This is a genomic window from Vibrio sp. TAP-3B (assembly GCF_057784735.1).
In genome coordinates, this window is the sequence record NZ_CM173495.1 from 929,691 (window position 1) to 954,255 (window position 24,565).

General features: G+C 44.0%; 24 protein-coding genes and 1 pseudogene. 13 read left to right on the forward strand and 12 right to left on the reverse strand.

Annotated elements, in window-relative coordinates:
* Window positions 1–9 precede the first annotated feature (9 nt).
* From AC3D28_RS04370 to uspE, 8 genes are all read left to right on the forward strand, one after another.
* Entirely contained in the window at window positions 10–183 is a 174-nt protein-coding gene (locus AC3D28_RS04370) for a cbb3-type cytochrome oxidase subunit 3 (RefSeq protein ID WP_005429887.1), read from the forward strand.
* Window positions 183–1,157 carry a cytochrome-c oxidase, cbb3-type subunit III gene (gene ccoP, locus AC3D28_RS04375; RefSeq protein WP_488535664.1) on the forward strand — a complete coding sequence of 325 codons (975 nt, stop codon included), beginning with the start codon at window positions 183–185 and terminating at the stop codon, window positions 1,155–1,157. Before AC3D28_RS04370 ends, ccoP begins: the two co-directional genes overlap by 1 nt.
* 93 nt (window positions 1,158–1,250) lie before the next feature.
* Window positions 1,251–1,727, forward strand: a complete 477-nt coding sequence (locus AC3D28_RS04380; protein WP_488535665.1) for a FixH family protein — start codon at window positions 1,251–1,253, stop codon at window positions 1,725–1,727.
* 9 nt (window positions 1,728–1,736) lie between these two features.
* Window positions 1,737–4,100: a heavy metal translocating P-type ATPase gene (locus tag AC3D28_RS04385; RefSeq protein WP_488535666.1), complete on the forward strand. Its 2,364-nt coding sequence runs from the start codon at window positions 1,737–1,739 to the stop codon at window positions 4,098–4,100.
* Window positions 4,101–4,115: 15 nt separating this feature from the next.
* Window positions 4,116–4,280 (forward strand): cbb3-type cytochrome oxidase assembly protein CcoS, encoded by a 165-nt coding sequence (gene ccoS / locus AC3D28_RS04390; RefSeq protein WP_098415557.1) that lies wholly within the window; start codon window positions 4,116–4,118, stop codon window positions 4,278–4,280.
* Between the two features lie 9 nt (window positions 4,281–4,289).
* Entirely contained in the window at window positions 4,290–4,967 is a 678-nt protein-coding gene (locus AC3D28_RS04395) for a sulfite exporter TauE/SafE family protein (protein ID WP_488535667.1), read from the forward strand.
* A 90-nt stretch (window positions 4,968–5,057) separates the two neighbouring features.
* A complete protein-coding gene (fnr, locus tag AC3D28_RS04400; RefSeq protein ID WP_098415555.1) occupies window positions 5,058–5,804 on the forward strand; it encodes a fumarate/nitrate reduction transcriptional regulator Fnr in 747 nt (248 codons plus the stop codon).
* 180 nt (window positions 5,805–5,984) lie between these two features.
* Complete coding sequence (gene uspE / locus AC3D28_RS04405) at window positions 5,985–6,932, forward strand: universal stress protein UspE (protein WP_488535668.1); 948 nt, start codon at window positions 5,985–5,987, stop codon at window positions 6,930–6,932.
* Between the two features lie 130 nt (window positions 6,933–7,062).
* Here uspE and ttcA read toward each other — a convergent pair whose 3' ends face one another.
* From ttcA to AC3D28_RS04425, 4 genes are all read right to left on the reverse strand, one after another.
* On the reverse strand, window positions 7,063–7,956 hold the full coding sequence (gene ttcA / locus AC3D28_RS04410; RefSeq protein ID WP_098415554.1) for a tRNA 2-thiocytidine(32) synthetase TtcA: 894 nt from the start codon (window positions 7,954–7,956) through the stop codon (window positions 7,063–7,065).
* 219 nt (window positions 7,957–8,175) lie between these two features.
* Entirely contained in the window at window positions 8,176–8,838 is a 663-nt protein-coding gene (locus AC3D28_RS04415; RefSeq protein WP_098415553.1) for a DUF2987 domain-containing protein, read from the reverse strand.
* Between the two features lie 13 nt (window positions 8,839–8,851).
* Window positions 8,852–9,688, reverse strand: a complete 837-nt coding sequence (locus AC3D28_RS04420; RefSeq protein ID WP_488535669.1) for a glucosaminidase domain-containing protein — start codon at window positions 9,686–9,688, stop codon at window positions 8,852–8,854.
* On the reverse strand, window positions 9,681–10,478 hold the full coding sequence (locus tag AC3D28_RS04425) for a hypothetical protein (RefSeq protein ID WP_488535670.1): 798 nt from the start codon (window positions 10,476–10,478) through the stop codon (window positions 9,681–9,683). Before AC3D28_RS04425 ends, AC3D28_RS04420 begins: the two co-directional genes overlap by 8 nt.
* Window positions 10,479–10,877: 399 nt before the next feature.
* Here AC3D28_RS04425 and potA point away from each other — a divergent pair, with 399 nt between their 5' ends.
* The 5 genes and pseudogenes from potA (at window position 10,878) to AC3D28_RS04450 (ending at window position 15,657) form a co-directional block, all read left to right on the forward strand.
* Window positions 10,878–11,993 carry a spermidine/putrescine ABC transporter ATP-binding protein PotA gene (potA, locus tag AC3D28_RS04430; protein WP_488535671.1) on the forward strand — a complete coding sequence of 372 codons (1,116 nt, stop codon included), beginning with the start codon at window positions 10,878–10,880 and terminating at the stop codon, window positions 11,991–11,993.
* Window positions 11,974–12,834: a spermidine/putrescine ABC transporter permease PotB gene (potB, locus tag AC3D28_RS04435; RefSeq protein WP_098415550.1), complete on the forward strand. Its 861-nt coding sequence runs from the start codon at window positions 11,974–11,976 to the stop codon at window positions 12,832–12,834. Before potA ends, potB begins: the two co-directional genes overlap by 20 nt.
* Window positions 12,834–13,604 carry a spermidine/putrescine ABC transporter permease PotC gene (potC, locus tag AC3D28_RS04440; protein WP_488535672.1) on the forward strand — a complete coding sequence of 257 codons (771 nt, stop codon included), beginning with the start codon at window positions 12,834–12,836 and terminating at the stop codon, window positions 13,602–13,604. Before potB ends, potC begins: the two co-directional genes overlap by 1 nt.
* Before the next feature lie 120 nt (window positions 13,605–13,724).
* Window positions 13,725–14,387, forward strand: a pseudogene (locus AC3D28_RS04445) (extracellular solute-binding protein); the annotation flags it as partial.
* Window positions 14,388–14,619: 232 nt separating this feature from the next.
* The gene (locus tag AC3D28_RS04450; protein WP_488535673.1) at window positions 14,620–15,657 is read left to right on the forward strand and encodes an extracellular solute-binding protein; all 1,038 of its coding nucleotides are present in this window, start codon (window positions 14,620–14,622) and stop codon (window positions 15,655–15,657) included.
* 88 nt (window positions 15,658–15,745) lie between these two features.
* Here the strand turns inward: AC3D28_RS04450 and cobB are convergent, their stop codons facing one another.
* From cobB to AC3D28_RS04490, 8 genes are all read right to left on the reverse strand, one after another.
* Window positions 15,746–16,477, reverse strand: coding sequence for a Sir2 family NAD+-dependent deacetylase (gene cobB / locus AC3D28_RS04455; RefSeq protein ID WP_488535674.1), 732 nt, complete (start codon window positions 16,475–16,477; stop codon window positions 15,746–15,748).
* Between the two features lie 365 nt (window positions 16,478–16,842).
* Entirely contained in the window at window positions 16,843–17,259 is a 417-nt protein-coding gene (locus AC3D28_RS04460; RefSeq protein WP_488535675.1) for a hypothetical protein, read from the reverse strand.
* Window positions 17,243–18,295 carry a formate dehydrogenase subunit gamma gene (locus AC3D28_RS04465; protein WP_488535676.1) on the reverse strand — a complete coding sequence of 351 codons (1,053 nt, stop codon included), beginning with the start codon at window positions 18,293–18,295 and terminating at the stop codon, window positions 17,243–17,245. The genes AC3D28_RS04460 and AC3D28_RS04465 overlap by 17 nt, the downstream gene beginning before the upstream one ends.
* Window positions 18,296–18,309: 14 nt before the next feature.
* Window positions 18,310–18,918 (reverse strand): formate dehydrogenase FDH3 subunit beta, encoded by a 609-nt coding sequence (gene fdh3B, locus AC3D28_RS04470; RefSeq protein ID WP_098415544.1) that lies wholly within the window; start codon window positions 18,916–18,918, stop codon window positions 18,310–18,312.
* A gap of 11 nt (window positions 18,919–18,929) precedes the next feature.
* Window positions 18,930–21,785, reverse strand: a complete 2,856-nt coding sequence (locus AC3D28_RS04475) for a formate dehydrogenase subunit alpha (RefSeq protein ID WP_488535677.1) — start codon at window positions 21,783–21,785, stop codon at window positions 18,930–18,932.
* Window positions 21,786–21,795: 10 nt separating this feature from the next.
* A complete protein-coding gene (locus AC3D28_RS04480; protein WP_488536051.1) occupies window positions 21,796–21,996 on the reverse strand; it encodes a transcriptional initiation protein Tat in 201 nt (66 codons plus the stop codon).
* A 73-nt stretch (window positions 21,997–22,069) separates the two neighbouring features.
* Window positions 22,070–22,651: a TorD/DmsD family molecular chaperone gene (locus tag AC3D28_RS04485; protein WP_488536052.1), complete on the reverse strand. Its 582-nt coding sequence runs from the start codon at window positions 22,649–22,651 to the stop codon at window positions 22,070–22,072.
* Window positions 22,652–22,705: 54 nt separating this feature from the next.
* Window positions 22,706–24,367: a 4Fe-4S dicluster domain-containing protein gene (locus tag AC3D28_RS04490; protein WP_488535678.1), complete on the reverse strand. Its 1,662-nt coding sequence runs from the start codon at window positions 24,365–24,367 to the stop codon at window positions 22,706–22,708.
* Between the last annotated feature and the right edge of the window lie 198 nt (window positions 24,368–24,565).

Sequence of the window (24,565 nt, forward strand, 5' to 3'; positions counted from 1 at the left end):
GGGGGTAATATGGATTTCGGTACAATTCATAGCATTTATACCGTTGTGCTCTTTGCTAGTTTTATCGGCATTGTATGGTGGGCATTCGGTAAAAAACGTAAAGCACGTTTTGAGGAAGATGCCAACTTGGTATTTGCTGACGAAGAACAAACGACCCCAAATAACCAAGGAGTGAAGAAGTAATGACTACATTCTGGAGTCTCTGGATTATCGTGATTACTGTCGGTACGTTAGTGGGCTGTGCGATCCTCCTGACTTGGTGCGCTAAAGATAAAATGGGCGTCGAGGAAGGGGATGACATGGGCCACGAGTACGATGGTATTCGCGAGCTAAACAACCCTCTACCAAAATGGTGGACCTACCTTTTCGTGAGCACGTTTGTGTTTGCAGCGGTATATCTCGCTCTATTTCCAGGCTTAGGAAACTTCAAAGGTTTCTTGAACTGGCAAAGTTCGGCTCAAACAGTACGTTCACTGGAAGAGTCAAAAGAAGCGATCACTCAAGCACAAGAGAACAAGCAATTAAACCAATACGCAAAGGAACTGGATGACGCAGAGGCCTACTTTGGCGAAGCATTCCGTAAGCTTGCCCATAATGATGATGGATTGCGCTCAATACCTGAAATTGCGCAAGATCCAGAAGCTTTGAAGGTTGGTCAGCGTCTGTTCTTGCAAAACTGTTCTCAGTGTCACGGCTCTGATGCTCGTGGTCAGAAAGGGTTCCCTAATCTGACTGACGATGCTTGGCTATATGGCGGTGAGCCAACAGCCATCGTCACTACCATTATGGATGGCCGAGTTGGTCAAATGCCTGCGTGGAAAGATGCGCTTGGTGAGCAAGGTGTGCGCGAAGTTGTAAGTTACACACTGAGCCTTTCTGGCCGTAAAGTGAACGCACGTGAAGCAGCGGCAGGTAAATCGCGCTTTGTCGTGTGTGCAGCTTGTCACGGTACGGACGGTAAAGGTAACCCAGCAGTAGGTGCCCCTGACTTAACAGACCAGAATTGGCTATTTGGTGATTCACGTGCAGCCGTAACTGAAACGGTAATGAATGGTCGTTCTGGTGTTATGCCTGCGTGGCAAGACATTTTAGGTGAAGATAAAGTTCAGCTCGTTGCCTCTTATGTCTGGAGTTTAAGTAACTCCGAGAATCAGTAACATATCAATAAATACCAGCCCCTATGCAAGGGGCTGTCTTTCCTTTAGATTTAGAACCTTACATTTTTTCATTTAGCTGTTGAGAACATTTTTATGGTAAAGCCTTGGTATAAACAATTTTGGCCGTGGTTCCTAATCATTCTTCCTCTTACTGTTGTAGTATGGACGGTGGTTACTGTGATCGTATTTTCGAATAATTCCGTTTCTCTCGTTGCCGAGGATTACTATAAAAAAGGCAAAGGTATCAACATTGACATTAGCAAAATGAATGTTGCTCGTGACCTCGGTCTTAACGCTAATATCTTTTCAGAAAATAACGACGTGGTGATCGCTTTCTCCAAGGGCAAGCTGACTCACTACCCTGCTCTAAATGCAACATTTACCCATCGCACCCTTCCAAACCGAGACTTTACAAAGCTGGTGACGGCAGATGCTTCAGGTAACTACCGACTCACCGCAGAAGAGTCTATCCAAGGCCCGTGGTTTATAGAGCTTCAGCCCCATGACAAACAATGGATGATCCAAGGTAAAGTCGAATTCCCGGCCGTCTCAACACCATTAATGAAGTAAGTAAAGTCTATGTGTAAATCCTGTTATCACTGTGGTGACGATGTACCAGAAAACACGGATTTTAAAGTTGAGATACTCGGTGAAACACGGGACATGTGTTGCCCTGGCTGTGAGACCGTCGCGCAGACTATCGTAGACAGTGGTCTCACCTCTTATTACCAGTACCGCACGGCACCCGCAGAAAAAGCGGACTTAGTCCCAGAGCAACTTCAAGCGCTTATTCATTACGATAATGAAGACTTGCAATCAGAGTTTGTTCGTAATCGAGACAACACCTCGGAAGTGACCCTCTCTTTGGACGGAGTATCCTGTGCTGCCTGTGCTTGGTTGATTGAGAAGCAAGTTTCGAGTGTTGGAGGCCTTGTTTCGATTCGTGTGAATACAACAACAAACCGCGCATTGCTTGCTTGGGATAAAACTCAAGTTCGACTAAGTGAGTTACTCTCGGTGATCCATAAGCTTGGTTATAAAGCCGCACCATTTGAAGCCGATAAGCAAGAAGCGTCTTATCATCGTATGATGAAACAATACCTCTACCGATTAGGTATTGCGGGTCTGGCTACGATGCAAGTAATGATGCTTGCCGTCGCTTTATATCTCGAAGTATTTGGCGATTTAGAGCCTGAGTTTAAAAACTATTTTCGTTGGGTAAGCTTGATATTTGCCACGCCTGTTCTGCTCTATTCTGCTATGCCCTTTTACTTAAACGCTTGGCGCAGCATAAAAGGCAGAACTTTGGGTATGGATGTACCTGTCTCTATTGCCTTAATTTTTGCTTACGTTGCCAGTTTATTTGCTACCGTTACAGAGCAAGGCGAAGTATTCTTTGAATCAATTTCCATGTTCACCTTCTTCCTTTTAGTTGGCCGATTTTTAGAAATGCGCGCTCGACGCAAAGCAGCGGCGGCAAGTGGAAACCTATTAAAGCTAATTCCAGCTATCGCGACAACGTTAGACGGAGAGCAAATCCCAGTTAAAACATTAAAAGTTGGCGATCGAATTCGCGTTCTTCCGGGAGAGCATATTCCCGCGGATGGTCACGTCCTTTCCGGTCGAATTCATATTGATGAATCCATGTTAACTGGTGAATCAGTCCATGTGGTCAAAAGAGAGGGAGATGCGGTTTACGCAGGAACACTCAATGGTGATGAATCCTTTGAGCTTGAAGTCATGAGCTCTAAAGCTGATTCGATGATTTCCAACATTGTACGCTTACAGGATGAAGCCCAACATTCCAAACCAAAAATCGCTGAGATTGCAGACGTTGTGGCGCGCTACTTTGTAGGAGCTATTCTAATCATTTCTGCAGGGACTTGGCTTTATTGGCATCAGACAAAACCAGATGATGCATTCTGGATTATGTTATCTGTTCTCGTCGCGACCTGTCCTTGTGCTCTTTCCTTGGCAACACCTACGGCTTTAACATGCGCAGCATCCCGTATGGGGAACTTTGGCATTTTACTTCGAAAAGGTCATGTCTTTGAAACCTTATGTAAGATCAATCACTTAGTTGTAGATAAAACAGGTACTCTAACGAAAGGCGATATTGAGATCTGTGATACAAAAGTGCTGAGTGATCTTCCAAAAGAAGATTGTCTATCTCTAGCCGCAGCATTAGAAGCCCATGCTAACCATCCTATCGCTCGTTCTTTTGCAAGTTACGTCAATGATGACTTTGTCGTGTCTGAAGTACAAAACGTGATTGGTTCAGGGATTGAGGGAATATGGAATGGCAAAATCGTTAAGATAGGCAGTGCTGCTTTTGTTCAAGGCAAAGAAAGTGATGAAAGTCATGCGGTCTATCTTTCAGTTGATGGAGAGCATGTCGCTAGCTTTTACTACCGCGACCCAATCCGAAAAGAAAGTAAGGCCTTTATTCAACGTTTCGCTGACGCAGGAATTAAGACAACACTGCTAACAGGAGACTCTCTCTCAAACGCCCGACCTGTGGCGAATGAAATTGGTATCGATCACGTCGTTGCGTCAGCAAAACCAGAAGACAAACTCGCGTTTCTTAAGAGCCTAGATAAAGACAGCATCACGATGATGGTTGGAGACGGTATCAACGATGCACCTACTCTAGCCGGTGCTCACCTTTCTGTGGCAATGGGCGGTGGTACAGATGTCGCTAAAGCTTCTGCTGATATGACGTTACTTGGGGATAATCTCGAAAAGCTACTAGAGGCACGCTTGCTTGCACTACGTACAAGAAAGATTATTCGAGAAAACTTGGCTTGGTCTTTGGGTTACAACCTGTTAATTTTGCCTTTAGCGGTTACTGGTTTGGTCGCTCCCTATGTTGCAGTAGTCGGCATGTCTGCAAGCTCAATTATCGTCGTATCCAACTCTTTGCGCCTACTCAAAGAGAAATAAGTAGAGAAAGCAAACATGGAAAGCCTTTATATTTTAATTCCTATCGCTATTATTCTTGTCTGCGTTGCTGGAGCTGTCTTTATTTGGGCGGTACGAAGTGATCAGTTTGAAGATCTTGAGCGACAAGGACATAACATTTTGCTCGATGAAGAAGAAAAACCTGATAATACTAAAAGATAGCCAGATTATATGAATCCTGATTTCATCGGTGCTTTGATGGTTGGCCTCGTTGGTGCTGGTCATTGCATGGGAATGTGTGGCGGTATCGCGTCATTGCTCTCCATGGGTGCCCCAAAAAGTAAGTTCTCTTCTCTTATTCCTCTATTTTACAACATGGGTCGGCTGGCCAGTTACGTCTTAATCGGCGGGCTAGTAGGCGGCACCATCTCTAGTTTGTCTGAACTCAGCGGACTTACCCAGTCTCTGGCTTGGTTACGATTTGTTGCTGCCCTATTTATGATTATGGTTGCACTTTATATTGCTAAGTGGTGGCAAGGTTTACTGATTATCGAGAAAGCTGGCCAGTATATATGGAAGTTTATTTCTCCTGCAGGCAAAAATTTGTTGCCATTAAAACATCCTTTTCATGCATTACCGTTCGGCTTTATCTGGGGATGGCTACCATGTGGATTAGTATACTCTGCACTTACATGGTCGGCAGTCTCTGGAAGTGCTACTGACGGCGGCTTAATCATGCTGGCTTTTGGCCTCGGTACCCTTCCAGCTATGCTTGCGATTGGCTTCGGTGCGAGTTATTTCCAGAAATTACAAAAGTCGTTAATATTTCGAAATATTTCTGCATTAATCCTCATTGGCTACGGCTTTTACACCGCGGTAGGGGCCATGGAGTTACTCGGTTTCATATAACGTGAAACGCTTTAGAAGCGATATTTTTGCTATCCTTTGGGATTAAGCGATGCTAAAATATTGATGTATATCAAATAGTGAAAGGTTGTTATGATTTCTGAAAAACCTGCAACAAAGCGTGTCCAATCAGGCGGTTGCGCGATTCATTGCCAAGATTGTAGCATTAGTCAGCTGTGTATCCCATTCACTCTGAATGAGTCTGAACTTGACCAGTTGGACCAAATCATCGAGCGTAAAAAGCCTATCCAAAAAGGACAAGAGCTTTTTAAAGCTGGAGATGAGCTTAAATCTCTGTACGCTATTCGCTCAGGTACCATTAAGAGTTATACGATTACAGAGCAAGGCGATGAGCAAATCACAGCGTTTCACTTAGCTGGTGACCTAGTCGGCTTCGACGCTATTACTGGGGACTCCCACCCTAGCTTTGCTCAAGCACTTGAAACGTCGATGGTATGTGAAATTCCCTATGAGATCCTAGATGACTTATCAGGAAAAATGCCTAAGCTGCGTCAGCAAATTATGCGCTTGATGAGTAATGAGATTAAAGGTGACCAAGAAATGATTCTGCTTCTTTCTAAGAAGAATGCCGAAGAACGTCTCGCCGCTTTCCTCTATAACTTATCCACTCGTTTTTCTCAGCGTGGCTTTAGCCCTCGAGAATTTCGCTTAACCATGACTCGTGGTGATATCGGTAATTATCTAGGCTTAACGGTAGAAACCATTAGCCGACTGTTAGGCCGTTTCCAGAAGTCCGAGATTTTAAGTGTAAAAGGTAAATATATCACTATCTTAGACCATGACTCATTAATGGAATTAGCTGGTGTAACCAAAGAATAAGTAACGCTATTTATTGATGTGGCTCGAAAATGAGCCACATCATATTTCTTATAAATTCCCTGCAAAAGTCCTCTAAAATTTCCCCAAACTAAGCTACAGTAAGAATGTACAGTGAGTACCCCAAAATACTGATTTGATTTATATTCAGTAGTTGGTTTTGCAATATAAATGGGCTTAGCTATGAGCATATACAGTAAGATTCTTGTTGTTGCTGACATCAATAGTGATGAGCAACCAGCACTTGCAAGAGCCGTTCAATTGGCTCAAAAAAGTGTATCCAGAAGCCGAATCACTTTCTTTTTATCCATTTACGATTTCTCGTACGATATGACGTCAATGCTGTCTATCGATGAGAGAGATGCTATGCGTCGAGGGGTTATCCATCAACGTGCACAGTGGATGCGTAAGATTGCTCAACCATATCTAAATGATAGCTTCGACTTTGATGTGTGCGTTGTATGGCACAACCGCCCTTACGAAGCAATTATTGCTGAAGTTTATGCTGGCCATCACGACCTCGTCATCAAAGGGACGCGTAAGCACGACGTTCTTGAGTCCGTGATTTTCACGCCAACAGACTGGCACTTATTACGCAAATGCCCTATCCCTGTGCTTCTGATTAAAAATGCAGATTGGCCTGAACACGCGAATATTCTTGCTTCTGTTCATGTGGGATCGGAAAACTCAACTCATATTGATCTCAATGACGCGATGGTAGAACGATTAAAAGAGATGACTAGCCGACTTGATGCCGAGCCATATCTTGTTAATGCATATCCTGTAACTCCGGCAAACATCACAATAGAGTTACCCGAGTTTGATCCAACAACTTACACTGACGCAGTCCGTGGACATCACTTAACGGCAATGAAGGCTTTACGCCAAAAACACGGCTTAGATGAAGAGCAAACCATTGTCGAGCAAGGACTGCCAGAAGATATCATCCCTGCGGCGGCTGAGCGCTTAAATGCGGCAATGGTTATTTTAGGAACAACGGGGCGAACAGGTCTGTCTGCTGTCTTTATTGGTAACACCGCAGAACATGTCATTGATAAAATCAATTGTGACGTTTTAGCATTGAAACCAAAGGGCTACATTAGTCCGCTAGACCCTAATACTGCAACCTAACCAATTAGCACAAGCCTAATATTCATAAAAATCCCCCAATAATTAAAGAGCAACTAACTATTGAGGGGCTTTTTTAAGATTTAGTAGTTAAAGGAGGCCATTCGGCCTCCTTTTTTGTTGAAGCTTATCGTTAGATATTAGTCACGTCGATAAACATTGACTCATCAATGTTCGTTGAAGAAACAACAGCTTCATTGAACTGATACTCTTCACGCTCACCGTCACGATCCAATGGTAAGTTTACAAAATCGAACAAGTCACGATCTGCTAATTGGCTTGGACTTACATTTTGAATTGACTTGAAAATCGCCTCAACACGACCTGGTGTCTTCTTGTCCCATTCAATTAACATAGCCTTAATCGATTGACGCTGTAAGTTTTCTTGTGATCCACAGAGGTTACAAGGAATGATTGGGAAATCTTTATGTTCTGCGTATTTGATCAGATCTTTTTCACGACAATAAGTCAGAGGACGAATAACCACGTTGCGGCCATCATCAGAACGTAACTTTGGGGGCATTGCTTTTAAGCGAGAGCCGTGGAACATATTTAAAAACATGGTCTCTACAATGTCATCCATGTGGTGACCGAGTGCTAATTTAGTTGCACCAATCTTTTCTGCGAACGAATAAAGCGTACCACGACGTAGGCGTGAACACAGACCACAAGTGGTTTTACCTTCTGGCACCTTCTCTTTGACGACTGAATAGGTGTCCTTATCGACGATGTAGTAAGGAATGTTCAACGTTTCAAAGTAATCGGGCAGAATATGTTCTGGGAACCCTGGTTGTTTTTGGTCAAGGTTAACGGCAACAACTTCAAACTTAATTGGAGCGGCTTTTTGAAGATTCAATAGGATATCAAGCATCGCAAATGAATCTTTACCACCACTTATACATGCCATGACCACATCACCTTCTTCGATCATGTTGTAATCAGTAATGGCATTCCCAACATTTCTTCTCAGACGCTTTTGAAGTTTGTTGAATTCAAGGGTTTCTTTTCTTGGATCTTTTTGGTTCATTGCGGGCTCTCAAATCGCCGATAAATCGACGGTAGGACTTCCTAACGTGGTTTCTTTGGGGCGTGGATTATACGAGCTTTTACAACAGGATTAAATGCTTGCTTGATAGTTAGGTAATAAAAATATATTGAACAAACAGAAGTGTGTTGTTAAGTATCATTTAGTAGTTAGATACAAAAAGAGCTGCGAAAAAGCAGCTCTCACCGTACGAAAGAAAGTTTATTGCTTCGCATCTGGTAAGTAAGGCAGAACTCTCATTGTAGGTTCTGGTAATGTCATCATCCCACCTACACCAATTTCACTTAAAGCCACTTGTATTTTACCATTTACTATCGGTTTTTCAGTTCCATCAGAGAAAATCACTTTCGCGTTGAGTCTATTTGCAAATTCCATCGTTACGCCTTGGACTTCAGGAGTAAACCAATCAGCGAACATACCTCCGAGGTCTTCCAGCATTGTCTGCATTTGAGGCATGATAGAAGAAAGCTGCTCGTACGATACATTACCCAGTAACGGTTCTTTCGTCATCACAACAAGAGAGTAATCACAACGTGTACCTGTTGGGGTATCCACAAAAACCAACGGATTCGCTGATTTAAGGTTCTTATCAACGGGTAAAGGAAGTTCTTGTGAAGCCGGAATTACAAGTTCTTCATAGTGCTCTTCTTTTTCCATCCACGCTTTTTCGATCGTACAGATCTGTTGGGTTTGTGAGTCGACAAAAAATACACCCACTTTAACGTCCTCGTGGCCTTCTTTAGTATTATTTTTTAGCTGAGTGTATAGCTTTGAGTACGTGAACATGTACTCTTGAGCTTGGGTTATTGGCGATACAAGTATTAGCGCCGCACTTCCCAATAGACTTAGGCTTAACTTTTTCATTTTATCCGTTATTTTATTGTGTCCAGTAGGCGTTATTATGACGAATCATAGCGCGAAGATCGTGTACATAAGCAATGCCACGTTCAGAATACGCTAGCAATCCATGAGTTAACTCTGACGCCGTTGCGACCGATAACAGGTCTTTGTTCTTTTCGGCTAGAGAAGCTCTGATTTCACGCAGTTCAGCATACGCTGGGTTTCGATTGACATTCATAAAGTAGCCATGAACCGACTGCTGTACAGAATCGAATTTTTTAACTTCATGAATTTTGCCAGCACCACGTTGCGCAGGAACAATTCCACAGCCCTGTTTATAACACCATTGACCAAACAAGTTGTTCGCTTGAGTAGCAAAACGAGAAGTGCCCCACGCAGATTCATTTGCTGCTTGAGTTAGAACCAATGCTTCTGGTAAGACATTCACTCGCACAAGCATTTCATCCAGCCACGCTTGATCAACCTTGTTGTCGCTCAAAGGCAAAGAATACAGAGCCGCTAATCGCTGTGCGTACTCTTCTTGTTCTTGAGTGATTCTCCCTAGCTTTAAAGAGGTAAGAAACGCTCGTTCATGGCGAATTCGTTGATTCTCAATTGCTATTTTAGGTCTCAAGAAATCAAAAAACGCCGCTTTTTTCTCTTTGGTGTCTTTTATTGCGTTGAAGTCAGGGATATCACCAATGTATGGCAAATGAGACAAATCGACATGCTTAATTGTCTCGGACAGCACATCAGGATTCTCAACATATTTAAACTGTTGCTCGTAGTGTAAATACGGACCTATGGAAATGAAAGTGGCGGCTATACAGGTCGCCGCCAATCGTAAACTCATTAATTTTAAAGATTTAGGCATCAAACACCTTTGAATCACCGTCGTGATCATTGTCATTTTTCTGTGCTGCTACGATCTTGAGCTTAATACCAAACATTTCGCGATAAAGCACCCCTTTTAAATGGAAAAAGAACGGCAATACAAAAATCAAACCAATACCGTAGAACATAGCTGCCACAATAAACATCAACATCACACCCAAGAAAAGCCCTGCAACAACAAAAATCTTCTTGTTGATAGCACGAAGCGAAAGCAATAAGGCTTGCATTGGGGGAATTCTTTTCTCACAAATTAACAAGATAGAATGACTAAATGCTAAAGATAGGTATAAGGATAATGGCGGTAAAATCATACCCACGACCCCTTGAAGCATTAAACTCATCAATGTGGCTAAAATGACTGGAACCGTAAATTGTAACCCTTTACCAACGTGACGTAACTTGGTTTTTAACCCAGCCACATGGCTCATCGCCATCAAACTGATGCCCGCATAGATAGGGGCGCTGATAACCTCATAGCTAAAGTTCGCGACATAAATAGCTGACACGATATCGCTTGTGAAAGACTCAGGATTTTCTATCGCGTCCAAAATAATACTTGGGTCGCCGAGTTGTAGTTGTAATGCAATGTAGAAAATCCCTAACTGGACAAAAAGCAGTACAATAATGGCGGGAGAAAATGATAAAAAGTGTTGAATCGTTGCTCGCCAAGCCTCACTGAAAACAGCACCTGCTTTCAGTTCGTAGTCGCCAGACAAAGCTCGTTCGACACTCCCCCCAAGATTGAAATCTTTCTCAAAATCGTCGTTCATATATTATCCAAGATTAACTTGTGAAATTTTTACTGGAATACCAGTCAATTAATTTGACCATCATTATAAAGAAATCTTTCCTCGTCTAACATCCATAACTCACACCCTATCCTTGCAATCTCTACTATGTGCTTGATAATTGACCACTCAGTAGGTATGAAATTAAAAACAATTGTTGAATAAAGCGTAACACTATCAAACAGAGCTTAAATACCAATTAATCTTATAAAACAGTATGGTAAGGAATAATTACTTTTTCCTGCAAAATTTTTTCTGTTTCAAGATGAGAAAACTCTTTAATTTCACAACTTTGGTGATTATGATGCGCGCCTCAAAGTGAATGGCTAGTGTCACATCAGTGGGAATAAGCCCAACTTGAACGTGGGGGAAATACAGACGTTGAACGCAAAACCGCAAGCAGGAAAACCAGTTATTCGTTTATCTGGTATTAGTAAAAGTTTCGATGGAAAGGAAATCATCGGTAATTTAAATCTGGATGTTAATCATGGCGAATTTCTGACGATTCTTGGCCCTTCTGGTTGTGGTAAAACAACAGTTTTACGCATGATCGCAGGGTTTGAAACGGCAGATAACGGTCAAATCATTTTGGATGACCAAAATGTAACACAGGTTCCTGCTGAACAAAGGCACGTCAACACCGTATTTCAAAGTTACGCACTGTTTCCACACATGACCGTATTTGACAATGTCGCTTTTGGTCTTCGTATGCAGAAAACGCCTGCCGCAGAGATTGAACCAAGAGTAATGGAAGCATTACGCATGGTTCGTCTCGAGAAAATGGCCCAGCGTAAGCCGCATCAACTTTCTGGTGGGCAACAGCAGCGTATCGCAATTGCACGTGCGGTCGTTAACAAGCCAAAAGTGCTGCTGCTCGACGAATCGCTCTCTGCGCTGGATTACAAACTACGTAAACAAATGCAGATCGAATTAAAGCAACTTCAGCGTCAACTTGGTATTACCTTCATCTTTGTAACACACGATCAAGAGGAAGCCTTATCGATGTCAGACCGCATTATCGTGATGCGTGATGGCGTTATCGAACAAGATGGCTCTCCGCGTGAGATTTACGAAGAGCCTAAGAACCTGTTTGTTGCTCGCTTTATTGGTGAGATCAACGTGTTCAATGCAACCATGCTAGAGCGCCTCGATGACAAACGCATCCGCGCAGAAATTGAAGGTGTTGAATCCGTCGTTTACTACGATAAGGAAGCACAGAAAGACGACAAACTACAAGTACTACTTCGCCCCGAAGACTTACGTATCGAAGAAATCAAAGAGTCTGAAGAAAAAGGTATTGTAGGTCACGTAACTGAGCGTACTTATAAAGGTATGACGTTAGACTCTGTCATTCAATTAGATTCAGGTATGCGTGTAATGGTGAGTGAGTTCTTTAACGAAGATGATCCAGATGTGGACCACTCACTCGGCCAGAAAGTCGCTATTACTTGGGTTGAAAGCTGGGAGGTGGTACTCAATGATAAGCAAGAAGATTAATCTTCAGAACGCGATCATTGCCGTCGTAGTGGGTTGGCTAACACTATTCGTGTTGGTTCCAAATCTAATGATTATCGGTACCAGTTTCTTAACGCGTGATGAAGCAAACTTAATCGAAATGACATTCACTTTCGACAACTATCTGCGTCTGTTGGACCCATTGTATGCGAAAGTGCTGATGCACTCGTTCTACATGGCAATTGTGGCAACCTTGTTCTGCTTAGTGATTGGCTATCCATTTGCCTACATCGTAGCCAAAATGCCTGAAAGATGGCGTCCATTTATGTTGTTTTTGGTGATCGTACCATTTTGGACGAACTCTTTGATTCGAACTTACGGACTAAAGATTGTTCTAGGTACACAGGGCATTTTGAACAAGTCGCTGATGGCAATGGAAATCATCGATAAGCCGATGCGTATTATGTACAGCGAAACGGCGGTAATGATTGGCCTTGTGTATATTTTGCTTCCATTTATGATTCTGCCGCTTTACTCAGCGATTGAGAAGTTAGACAACACATACATCGAGGCGGCAAAAGATCTCGGAGCAAACAAGTTCCAAACGATAACCAGAGTGATTTTGCCTTTAACAATGCCTGGCATTATCGGTGGCTGCTTATTAGTTCTTCTGCCTGCTTTGGGGATGTTCTATATTTCTGACCTTCTAGGCGGCGCGAAGAACTTATTGATCGGTAACGTAATTAAGAGCCAAGTATTGAATGCACGTGACTGGCCATTTGGGGCAGCGACGAGTATCGCCCTCACCTTTGCAATGGCAGTTATGCTGTACGCTTACTATCGAGCGGGCAAGTTGTTGAATAAAAAAGTGGAGCTAAACTAATGGGACGCACAGTTAGATTTAGCTTTATGGCGTTGGTTTATGCATTTTTGTATCTACCGATCGTTGTACTAATCGTAAACTCATTTAACGCTAATAAATTTGGTATGAAATGGAGTGGTTTCACTACCAAATGGTATGAAACCTTAGTCAACAACGACAGCTTAATGCAAGCGGCATGGCACTCCTTGAACGTGGCGGTGTTTTCAGCGACAGCGGCAACCATCATTGGTAGCTTAACAGCCGTTGCCCTATTCCGTTACTCGTTCAAAGGTAAAGGGGCAGTAAACGGTATGCTGTTTGTCGTAATGATGTCTCCAGATATCGTCATGGCGATTTCATTACTTGCTCTGTTCCTAGTATTAGGCGCACAGCTAGGCTTCTTTACTCTGTTAATTGCTCACATCACCTTCTGCTTGCCATTCGTCGTGGTAACCGTATACAGCCGCTTAAATGGCTTCGATGTGAAGATGTTAGAAGCAGCAAAAGATCTTGGCGCAAGTGAATGGATTATCTTGAAACAGATTATCCTTCCTCTTGCAAAACCAGCAGTTGCGGCAGGTTGGCTGCTTAGCTTTACCCTGTCTCTGGACGACGTAATTATTAGTTCGTTCGTAACAGGTCCAACGTATGAAATCCTACCATTGAAAATTTACTCGATGGTTAAGGTGGGTATTTCACCGGAAGTGAATGCTCTTGCAACGGTCATGTTGGTGGTTTCTTTAATTCTTGTCGTAATTTCTCAGTTGCTCGCAAGAGAAAAAGTAAAGTAAAACCCATATCCGTTAACATCACGAAACAGAATGGTTACATGCCATTCTGTTTTTCTATCTACCGTCCAAAACGATTTGGACAACGTTTGGTTTGGAGCTAACGTCAATGAAAAAATGGGCTACTCTGTTCCACACGTTGTTGCGATTACAGGTCTAGCGATTAACGCAGATATGTACGATCCAAACGACTTCCAAAGCTGGGCAGATCTATGGAAGCTCGAGCTTGAAGGCCAAGTAATGCTGATGGACGACACTCGCGAAGTCTTCCACATCGCTCTGCGTAAACTTGGCTATTCAGGCAACTCAAAAGACGCTAAACAAATCGATGAAGCGTACGCTGAGCTACAAAAGTTGATGCCAAACGTTCTAGTTTTCAACTCTGACAACCCTGGCGCACCTTACATGTCTGGTGAAGTGGGTATTGGTATGCTTTGGAACGGCAGCGCTGCAGCTGCTCAAAATGAAGGCCTGAACCTTAAACTCGTATTCCCTAAAGAAGGCGGTATCGGTTGGGTTGATAACTTTGCTATCTCTTCCGGTGCGAAAAATGTAGAAGCGGCACATAAAATGACCGACTTTCTACTGCGGCCTGAAATTGCAGAGCAAATCTCTCGTGATACTGGCTATCTAACGGCCGTGGCGGAATCGAACGCTAAGTTTAAAGAGGTTGCACCACTATTCCCTGTTCAAGAAGACCTTGATCGAGGTGAATGGCAAGATGCGGTTGGTGACCTAACCGTCAAGTACGAAGATTACTTCCTGAAGCTGAAAGCGGGACAATAAGCTTACATAACAAGCCATCGACTGAAAGAAAATAGGTAGCAATACGCTGCCTATTTTTGTAATTGGCTGATATAATTGTACGTTGTTAGGTTTGTTTGGCTCTATTATCTCATAACGATTAGATAACCGTGTTCGAGCTAAATAAACAGATTTGTGCTTAATGCGATTTGGCTCAACTTGATAACTACCACTAGTATTGATTTATCCAATCGCGAAACAAAACGGAAAACAAATGAAAAGTAAATTCTACGCAAGCGCTCTATGTGCAGCGACGCTCATCGCTACCCCTGCAATAGCTGCTGATCAAGAACTGTATTTCTACAACTGGTCGGAATACATTCCAAACGAAGTTCTTGAAGACTTTACAAAAGAAACTGGAATTAAAGTTATTTACTCTACATACGAATCTAACGAGAGTATGTACGCAAAACTGAAAACCCAAGGTTCTGGCTACGACTTGGTAGTACCGTCTACCTATTTCGTCTCTAAAATGCGTAAAGAAGGCATGCTGCAAAAGCTCGATAAAGAGAAACTGTCTCACTTTTCCGAACTTGATACTAATTTCCTAAACAAACCGTTTGACCCAAATAATAACTATTCTATTCCTTATATTTGGGGGGCGACCGGTATTGGTATCAATGCAGATATGCTAGACAAGTCGACTGTGACTAAATGGGATGATTTCTGGGATAGTAAGTGGGAAGGTCAACTAATGCTAATGGATGACTCTCGTGAAGTCTTCCACATCGCATTGACTAAGCTTGGTTACTCTCCAAATACGACGAACCCAGACGAAATCAAAGCGGCGTACGACGAATTGAAGAAATTAATGCCAAACGTTTTGGTATTTAACTCAGACTTCCCAGCAAACCCATACTTAGCCGGTGAAGTTTCTCTTGGTATGTTGTGGAACGGCTCTGCATACATAGCTCGTCAAGAAGGCGCGAACATTGACATCATCTGGCCCGAAAAAGGCACTATCCTCTGGATGGATAGCCTTGCCATCCCTGCTGGCGCGAAGAACGCAGATGCCGCCCATAAGATGATCGACTTTCTACTACGTCCAGAGAACGCAGCGAAGATTGCTCTAGAGATTGGTTACCCTACTCCAGTTGGAACAGCGCATGACCTCCTCCCTAAGGAATTTGCTAACGATCAAAGCATCTTCCCACCACAAGAAGTGATGGACAACGGAACATGGCAAAACGAAGTTGGCGAAGCGAGCGTAATGTACGATGAGTACTTCCAAAAGCTAAAAGTGAACAACTAATTCGTTAGTTTTAAAGAGATGAAAAGCGGCTTATGAGCCGCTTTTTTGTTCTCATTTACAAGGCAAGCGCTCTCGCCTGTGGGACTTGTTACGTCCTTTCTTTTCCTTCTAGAGCCAATATCTCGTCAACTAATTTTGGCACCTCAATGCTCGCTTTTCCGTAGCGCTTTTCCTCAAACTCACTCTCTACTGCACTAGGCTCAAGGTTAATTTCAATCGTATGAGCACCATGCATTTTTGCGTCATGAACAAACCCCGCCGCCGGATATACCACACCAGAAGTTCCTATGGAAATAAACAAATCTGCCTCTTCCAGCGCAGCGTAAATATCCCCCATTCTTAAAGGCATTTCTCCAAACCAAACAATGTGGGGTCTCATTTGAGAAGGCATCTGACAACAATGGCAAAGTTCGCCAGTTGCAATATCACCATTATGCTCAATGACCTGATTCGATTCACTGCATCGGGCTTTTAGAAGCTCACCGTGCATGTGAATTACATTCTGGCTGCCGCCTCTTTCGTGAAGGTTGTCTATATTTTGAGTGATGACTGTCACTTTGCCTTTTAATTCAGCCTCAAGGTGACCCAAGGCCTTATGTGCCGCATTCGGTGATATGGTTTCGTCTTGGAGTTTTTTACGACGTAGATTATAAAAGTTTTGAACAAGGTCCGGATCGCGAGCAAATCCTTCAGGTGTTGCCACATCTTCAATTCGGTGATTCTCCCAGAGACCATCTTGAGCACGAAATGTTTGAATACCAGATTCGGCAGAGATACCAGCCCCAGTAAGTACTACAATATTTCTATACGGGAAATTCATAACTTATCCTTGTCGTTCTTTTTCATTAGCTTAACACTGAAATAATAGCAACAGTAGTAATATGGATTAGACTATGGTCGTAATGATCACGGTTAAAATTATATTTTTAGAGGAATCGCAATCCGAGAAGTATCTCTGGCACTTATATTACTTACGACTTTAGCGAGTTGTTAGCTAACCAACGCTGAAGGCGAAATAGATGATGTAAAAGTCAGCACGAATGACGATAAACACCGAGGCAATGGTGACTTTTGTCCTCCAGGGCAAGCGAAGAAAGGAAATTGCTAGAAGAGCGGAGCAATGCCGCTCACTTTAAGTGAACGGCATAACCATCTTTAATGGCTATTTTAAGTAGTATAGGTTAACTAAAGATTTGGCCCTGTCGACGGTCTATGTGGCTGATTATGACGTAGCTGCTGCATACCTTGGAACATACGAATCAACCAAACAAAGATGGCTAAAGTCGCAAACAACATTCCAACCCAAGGGATGAAGTACGCAATATTTTCAATCAACGTGTTTTGTACCCAATAGTCGCTAACTCCAATTAAAACACCATTAGAAGTTGCAACCGTTACAATTAGCACGACGAAAAACGTCAAATAAAGAAAGAAAGTTCGAATCAAACCATAATAGTGAGAAATCACTACCTCGCTGTCTTCTCCCTTATCTAAACGGTAACCAGCATAGATAATTGCAATAACGCCTGAGACCAAAAACGTAAACGGGGTCAAACAGCTCAGGATGTACGCAATCCAAATCCCGTTATGATGTTTGTTCATTCGTTTTCGCTCCTTTCTCTGCAGCTGGCTTTGACTCAGCTTCGCCCATCGCTTCTTTAGACTTCACTTCTTCGTACCAAAGGTCATGGTGTTCTTTTGCCCATGTCTCATCAACTTCACCGGTCACCATGCCTTCTAGCGCCCCTTCCATTCCAAACAAACCGATGTAGATATGGAAGACAAAGCCACAGATGAGAATTAGCGCTGAGATTGCATGAACTAGGTTCGACAGCTCCATATCACGGCGAGTTTGATCAAAAATGGGGAAGTCTAAAATCAAGCCGCTGACCGCAGCGATAATACCGAAGAAGATCAATAACCAATAGATTGCCTTCTCACCACCATTTGAGAACCCCGCAGAGGGGTGTGTGCCTTTGTGCTTACCAACCATACCGCCCATTTTCATGAACCAACGTACGTCAGTCATGTTTGGAATTGACTTACGCCACCATTTCAGTAGAACAAGTATCAGTAAGACGAAGAACAACGGCCCCATATAGTTGTGGTACTGTTTCGCCAACATGACAATAAAGCCCCAAAAATCAGTTGGAACATACGGTTTTAAGAAATGCTTACCGTAAACGAGCATCAAACCACTGAAGGCCAGCGTTAAAAAAGTAAACGCCATACTCCAGTGAAGAGCTCGATCCAAACGAGACCAACGCTTCACTTTTTTGCCAGTACGTGGCTTGCTTAGCATTAGCGGACCTACAAATACATAAGCCATAATTACCATTGCGATACTGCCGAAAATCGCGACAGCACCAGCAGGAGACATCCATTTTTCTTTAAGAATATACCAAGTTTCACCAGGTTTACTGATTAACACACCATGCTCTGGTGATTGTGATGTGGTATAGCCTTCTTGTCCCTCTCTGACTTGGCGCCAGTAATCTGCTCCTGCGAGCTGTGTCATCTCCTGCTGTACTATTTTAGAAGACTGCTCCTCTGCAGAAGCCGGTATTGCAAAAGTCAGAAGTAATGCCGTCATCATTGACAGCATTACTAGAGACGCACGTTTAAGCGTGTTTAACATGTGCCTCTCCCTACTTAGCTTTTCGTCGCATCGTAAGAAAGATCGTTACCGTCTGTCCAACCTGCGTTTTTCGCGCCGCGCTCAACAACACGTTGACGGAAAATGTCAGAGACCTTCTCTGCGTCACCGGCCAGTAATGCTTTCGTTGAGCATAGTGATGCACACATCGGTAATTTACCTTCTGCAATACGGTTCGCACCGTACTTTTGACGCTCTTCTTCAGAACCTGCTTCAGTTTCAGGACCGCCCGCGCAGAAGGTACACTTGTCCATTTTGCCGCGTTCACCAAATGCTTCTTGTTTAGGAAACTGAGGCGCACCAAACGGACAAGCAAACAAACAGTAGCCACAACCGATACATAAGTCTTTGTTATGAAGTACGATGCCATCTTCTGTATACTCAAAACAGTCAGCCGGACAAACCGCCATACAAGGTGCATCCGTACAATGCATACACGCTACAGAGATCGAGTTCTCACCCGCTTCACCATCATTTAGCGTAACAACGCGACGACGTTGAATGCCCCATTCAAGTGCATCGTCGTTTTCGTTCTTACATGCAGTAACACAGCCGTTACACTCGATACAGCGTTTGGTGTCACATAGAAATTTCATTCGTGCCATGGTTAGACTCCTTACGCTTTACGAATGTTACATAGGGTTACTTTGGTTTCTTGCATTAAAGTAACCGGATCGTAACCGTAAGTGGTTGCCGTGTTGGCAGACTCCCCACTTACATACGGTTGTGTACCTTCTGGGTATTTAGAGCGAAGATCTTCACCCTCAAATTCACCGCCGAAGTGGAACGGAATGAATGCTAAACCAGGTTTAACACGACGTGTCACCATCGCTTTCACTTTAATACGGCCCTTCTCTGCACCTTCAACCCAAACATCGTCACCATCTCTAAAGCCAAGATCGTTCGCATCTTTCGGATTCACCTCGACAAACATCTCTTGTTGAAGCTCAGCAAGCCAAGGGTTTGAACGGGTTTCATCTCCGCCACCTTCGTATTCAACCAAACGTCCAGAAGTGAGAACAATTGGGTACTCACCAGACTTGTCTTGCTCTTGAATAGATTTGTATAGCGTAGGTACTCGGAAAATCGCCTCTTTGTCATCCCATGTAGGGTAATCCGTGACAAGGTCACGCCTAGGCGTGTAGAGTGGCTCACGGTGCAGTGGCACACGGTCTGGAAATGTCCAAACAATCGCACGCGCTTTCGCGTTACCAAATGGGATACAACCGTGCTTAATCGCTACACGTTGGATACCGCCAGAAAGGTCAGTTTTCCAGTTTTTTCCTTCAGCTGCCGATTTCTCTTCAGCGGTTAAATCATCCCACCAACCGAGCTGCTTAAGTAACTTGTCAGTGAATTCTGGGTAACCATCTTTGATTTCAGAGCCTTTTGAGTAACTGTCTTCCGCTAGCAGATTTTTACCTTCAAATTCCACACCAAAGCGCGTACGGAAGTTGCCACCACCCTCTGCCACCGTTTTAGAGGTGTCATAAAGAATGTGAGTGCCTGGGTGTTTCATTTCAGGTGTCCCCCAACATGGCCAAGGTAAACCGTAGGTTTCACCGTTAACAGGACCACCCTCTGCTGCTAGCGTAGTGTTGTGGAATGTATGCCAGTTTTGTTGATGCGCTTTTAGACGCTCAGGGCTTTGACCAGTGTAACCAATCGTCCACATGCCGTTGTTGAACTCGCGAGTGAGATCTTCAATCAAAGGTTGGTTGTTTTCTACACGGATGTTTTTGAACAACAAATCTGAGTAACCCAGCTTTTTCGACAATAGATACATGATTTCATGATCTGGTTTTGACTCAAACAAAGGTTCGACAACCTGATCACGCCATTGCAGAGAACGGTTAGATGCCGTCACGCTCCCGTAAGTCTCAAACTGAGTCGTCGCAGGAAGCAAGTAAACATTATCGGTACGATCGCTCATTACCGCGGCCACTGTTGGGTAAGGATCGACAATCACCATCATGTCGAGCTTCTGCATCGCTTTTTTCATCTCAACACCACGTGTCTGAGAGTTCACAGCGTGACCCCAGTAAAACATGGCGCGAATGTTTTCACGCTGACGAATGTTATCTTTGTTTTCTAAAACACCATCCACCCAACGAGAGACTGGAATACCGGCGCTGTGCATTGGTTTTTGACCACTGTAAGCGGTATCATCAAAACGACCTTTCACCCACTCGTAATCGACTTCCCACACTTTTGACCAGTGGCGCCAAGCACCTTCAGAAAGGCCGTAGTAACCAGGAAGCGTATCAGACAATACGCCAAGATCCGTTGCACCTTGTACGTTATCATGACCACGGAAGATGTTCGCACCGCCACCGGATTTACCGATGTTACCCAGAGCAAGTTCAAGTACACAGTAAGCACGTGTGTTGTTGTTACCGGTGGTGTGCTGAGTCCCCCCCATACACCAAACAATACAGCCCGGACGGTTTTCAGAAAGCAGTTTTGCTGTTTGGTAAACGTCTTCTTCGCTTACGCCTGTTACGCGCTCAACTTCTGCTGGCGTCCATTTCACAACCTCAGCACGGATTTCATCCATACCGAATACACGTTGGCGGATGAACTCTTTATCTTCCCACTGGTTTTCGAAAATATGCCACAACACCCCCCAAATGAATGCCACGTCAGAACCAGGGCGAAGAGCAACATAGTGATCGGATTTTGCCGCCGTACGAGTACGACGAGGATCCGCGACTACGATCTTACAATTGTTCTTCTCTTTCGCGATCAGAATGTGCTGCATCGCTACTGGGTGCGCCTCTGCAGGGTTAGAACCAATGAACAGCATCGACTTACAGTTGTGCATGTCATTGAAAGAGTTGGTCATCGCACCGTAACCCCAAGTGTTCGCTACACCCGCCACTGTTGTTGAGTGACAAATACGCGCTTGGTGGTCAACGTTGTTAGTCCCCCAAAGTGATGCCATTTTGCGGAATAAATACGCTTGCTCATTGCTGTGCTTCGCACTACCCAAGAAGTAAACTGAATCAGGGCCAGACTCTTTACGAATGTCCATCACCTTGTTACCGATCTCTTCAATGGCTTGATCCCAAGAAAGCTTTTTCCACTTACCGTTTTCAAGCTTCATTGGGTATTTAAGACGACGCTCGCCGTGGCCATGCTCACGCAGTGCTGCGCCTTTTGCACAGTGACCACCAGCGTTAAATGGGTGGTCGAAGGCAGGTTCTTGACCCGTCCAAACCCCATTTTGAACTTCTGCGTAGATCCCACAACCCACCGAACAGTGAGAACAGATAGTACGTTTTACTTCTGTTTTCGCTTCTGGATCGATCGATTTCGCTTGCGCTTTTTTCATCATGCCCGGTGCGAATAGACTAGCACCAACCACGGCGCCACCAGCGGCAAGCGAAGTGTTTTTCATGAATGCACGACGAGAAACGCCAAGCTGATTCGTTTCTTTGCTCACACTGTCGGAGCGTTTGATAAGTTTCATCCGTTATCTCCTAAAGTGTGTCGTAGTAATCACGAATGTGCTGAGTTTCACGATACCCTGTCTTCTTCATGTCTTTTGTAGAAGGCTCAACCTTTTCTGAAGCGACGGCCACTTTCGTGGTACCTGCAACAACAGCACCAGCAACGGCAGCCGTTGTGAAGCCTTTGAGGATGTCTCTACGGCTTGTGTTTATTTCTTTATTATCTTTCATCATTGCTTCCTTACCTTACGGTAGATCTGTGGAGACTTATGCCTCTCTATCGATATGACCAAGTACTACCCGATTACTCGTAATCTGTGACGTTTTTCACATCAATTTTTAATTTGCTTTTACTACTTTTGGTATTCACGCTGAAGCGCACTTGTTCTAAGGTTAAAAATGCCTCGCAAAGTTGCGCGGCTGGCTTATAAAAATTCACACTTTCCGCGCTCTCTAGCTGACGCGTAAAAGATTGGAACCAAGGCGCGATGTGTTTGTTAAACACGGCTTGTTGTAATGTCTCTTCCTCGTCTGTCAGCATCGCCATTACTTCACAGAGAGCCGATATATGGTCTTCAGGCTCTTTCACGTTTTCTGCACGTTCAATGCCAAGCAGTTCTAGATCTCGACGAATTTCCGCTAACGGTTTTTCCATCATCGAGCCAGTACGATGCCAAGAACCAAATGGCACCACCTCTCCACGGCCGATACCAATGAAGAGTTCTTGATACTCGTCTTCAACCGCTCCACGATTTGCTTCATTCGCAGCTTGTTGTAGCGCGAGCCACGCTTTTTGCATGGCGCTTTCGGAGGGTTCAATTTTAAGTAACTTTAAGAATCCCAGCTCGTCCTCACTGGGCGCGCTCCGAAAAAGTGTAGAGAGCATGAGATAAATTTCAGTTCTCAGTGTTTGTTCTTGTTGTGTATCCACTGTGAGCTCCTAATATTTCAGTTGACTCATTGGGTCTTCAGCCATCGACTCAAACATGTCGACCACACGGCAGTCTTCACACATCGCGATGCGATTAATAGCTGCTTGATCGGAGAAGTGAGCATGCCCACGAAGCTTGTTTTGTAACATGTCGATCATGGACTGGGGCGCAAAAGGCTTGTGACAACGAATGCATTCCGCCGCCTTTTCTTCGTGAATCACCACCGCTTTCTGACGCTCTTCTTTTACCCAGTTCATTTGGGGAGTCAGCGTCAGCACATTTTCTGGACATGCTTTTTCACACAAACCACACTGGATGCAGTCTTGCTCGACGAATTTAAGCGAGGGAGATTGACCATCGGTATGCAGCGCGCGCGTTGGACAGACCGCGACACAGCTCATACACAACGTGCAGTCTTTGCTTTTGCAAGAAACCTTGCCGTAAGGCGCATTGGCAGGTAACTCCACCATGTTATCTACAGGAATACGAGATACTGATAATGCGTCTAATGCGGTGAACAAACGTTGACGCTTATTGCCTGGCAAATCACCTAAAGCCAAGTCAAAAGACTCAGTACAAAGGGTTGGTGCACCTTCGCGTAACGACTCTAGATACAGAATATCGATGGTTTCTTTTGCGATACCAAGTTGGTCAAGAAGTTCTTGAGCAATACCCACTTCAGTGTTGAGCACACGAATAATGGTTTGTGGCATATAACGCGAAGCCGCAAACAGAACCTGAGTGGCTCCGTTCACAAGTGCGGCAAACCAAGTATCGATTCCAATCGAAGGCAGTTCTTCTACCACAATTGGAATGACATTATCTGGTAGCGCTTTGAGTGCCATCACATTGTAGGTTTCATGACGAGAGCTACAAATCAGCACGATAGGGTCTAAACCGCCCGCCTGCTCATAATTCGCAAGCGTGCGTTCAATGAATTTTTGCGTATCTTGCGGGTTTGGTAATGCGTAATGAATCGCTTCTGTCGGGCACGCCGTTGCACACGTCCCTACGCCTTGACAAAGGTACGGGTTAATCTCAATGCGGTGGCCTGTTTTGTCACTGCCTTCACTCGATAGCGCGCCTGCCGGACAAGCATCGACACAACGCTCACAACCTTTCACGCCACGTGAACTGTGCGCACACAAATCAGTATCTAAACGGAAATATTTGGGTTTATCGAAGGTTCCCATCAGTGTTGGGATTTCTTCTAACGCTTCAGCCAGTTTTGGATAACCACGACCTACTGGATAATACCCCGGGACAGGCACTTCTTCCGACATACAACTGTTAAGGCAAAGATCAAGCACGATATCAAAACAGTCGTTGTTGATGGCTACTTTTGCTAGGTTGTTGATCGAGTCGTTATTTTCGATAATGACTTCGAACGTACCGAGGAACCCAGAAACCTGCACCGAGTTTGCATAGTAAAGACCTTGGGTCGTCCCTTTTTCACCATCGGTAGAAAGCAGCGTTAAGCTATTCATTTGTGATAATTGCGCCGCTGCACTCTCAATAATTGCAGTTGGGCCAACAATCAAGGTGTTACCGCCACTTTCATAACTAACGGTTGGTGGAATAAGGTTCATCAACTCTACGGTATTTTCGCAAGCGTAGTGCCTCGCTTTACCGTTATTGGAAGTCGCTTGTTCTAATAGTTTTTTCAACATTGCTCAATTCCATTTATAAATATGGATAGTCTTTTCCATCTATCATTGTAGTTAGCGCCAGAGATTCTGCTGATTAACTTATGGGTGAAAAGTCTCAGTGGCTCAGTGCTAATATCAATGAGATTGGTATTAAACAATGTTTAGCAAGTGCTGTGCCAATAAAATAAGCTTTTAATTTCAGCATTTTATACATTTGAC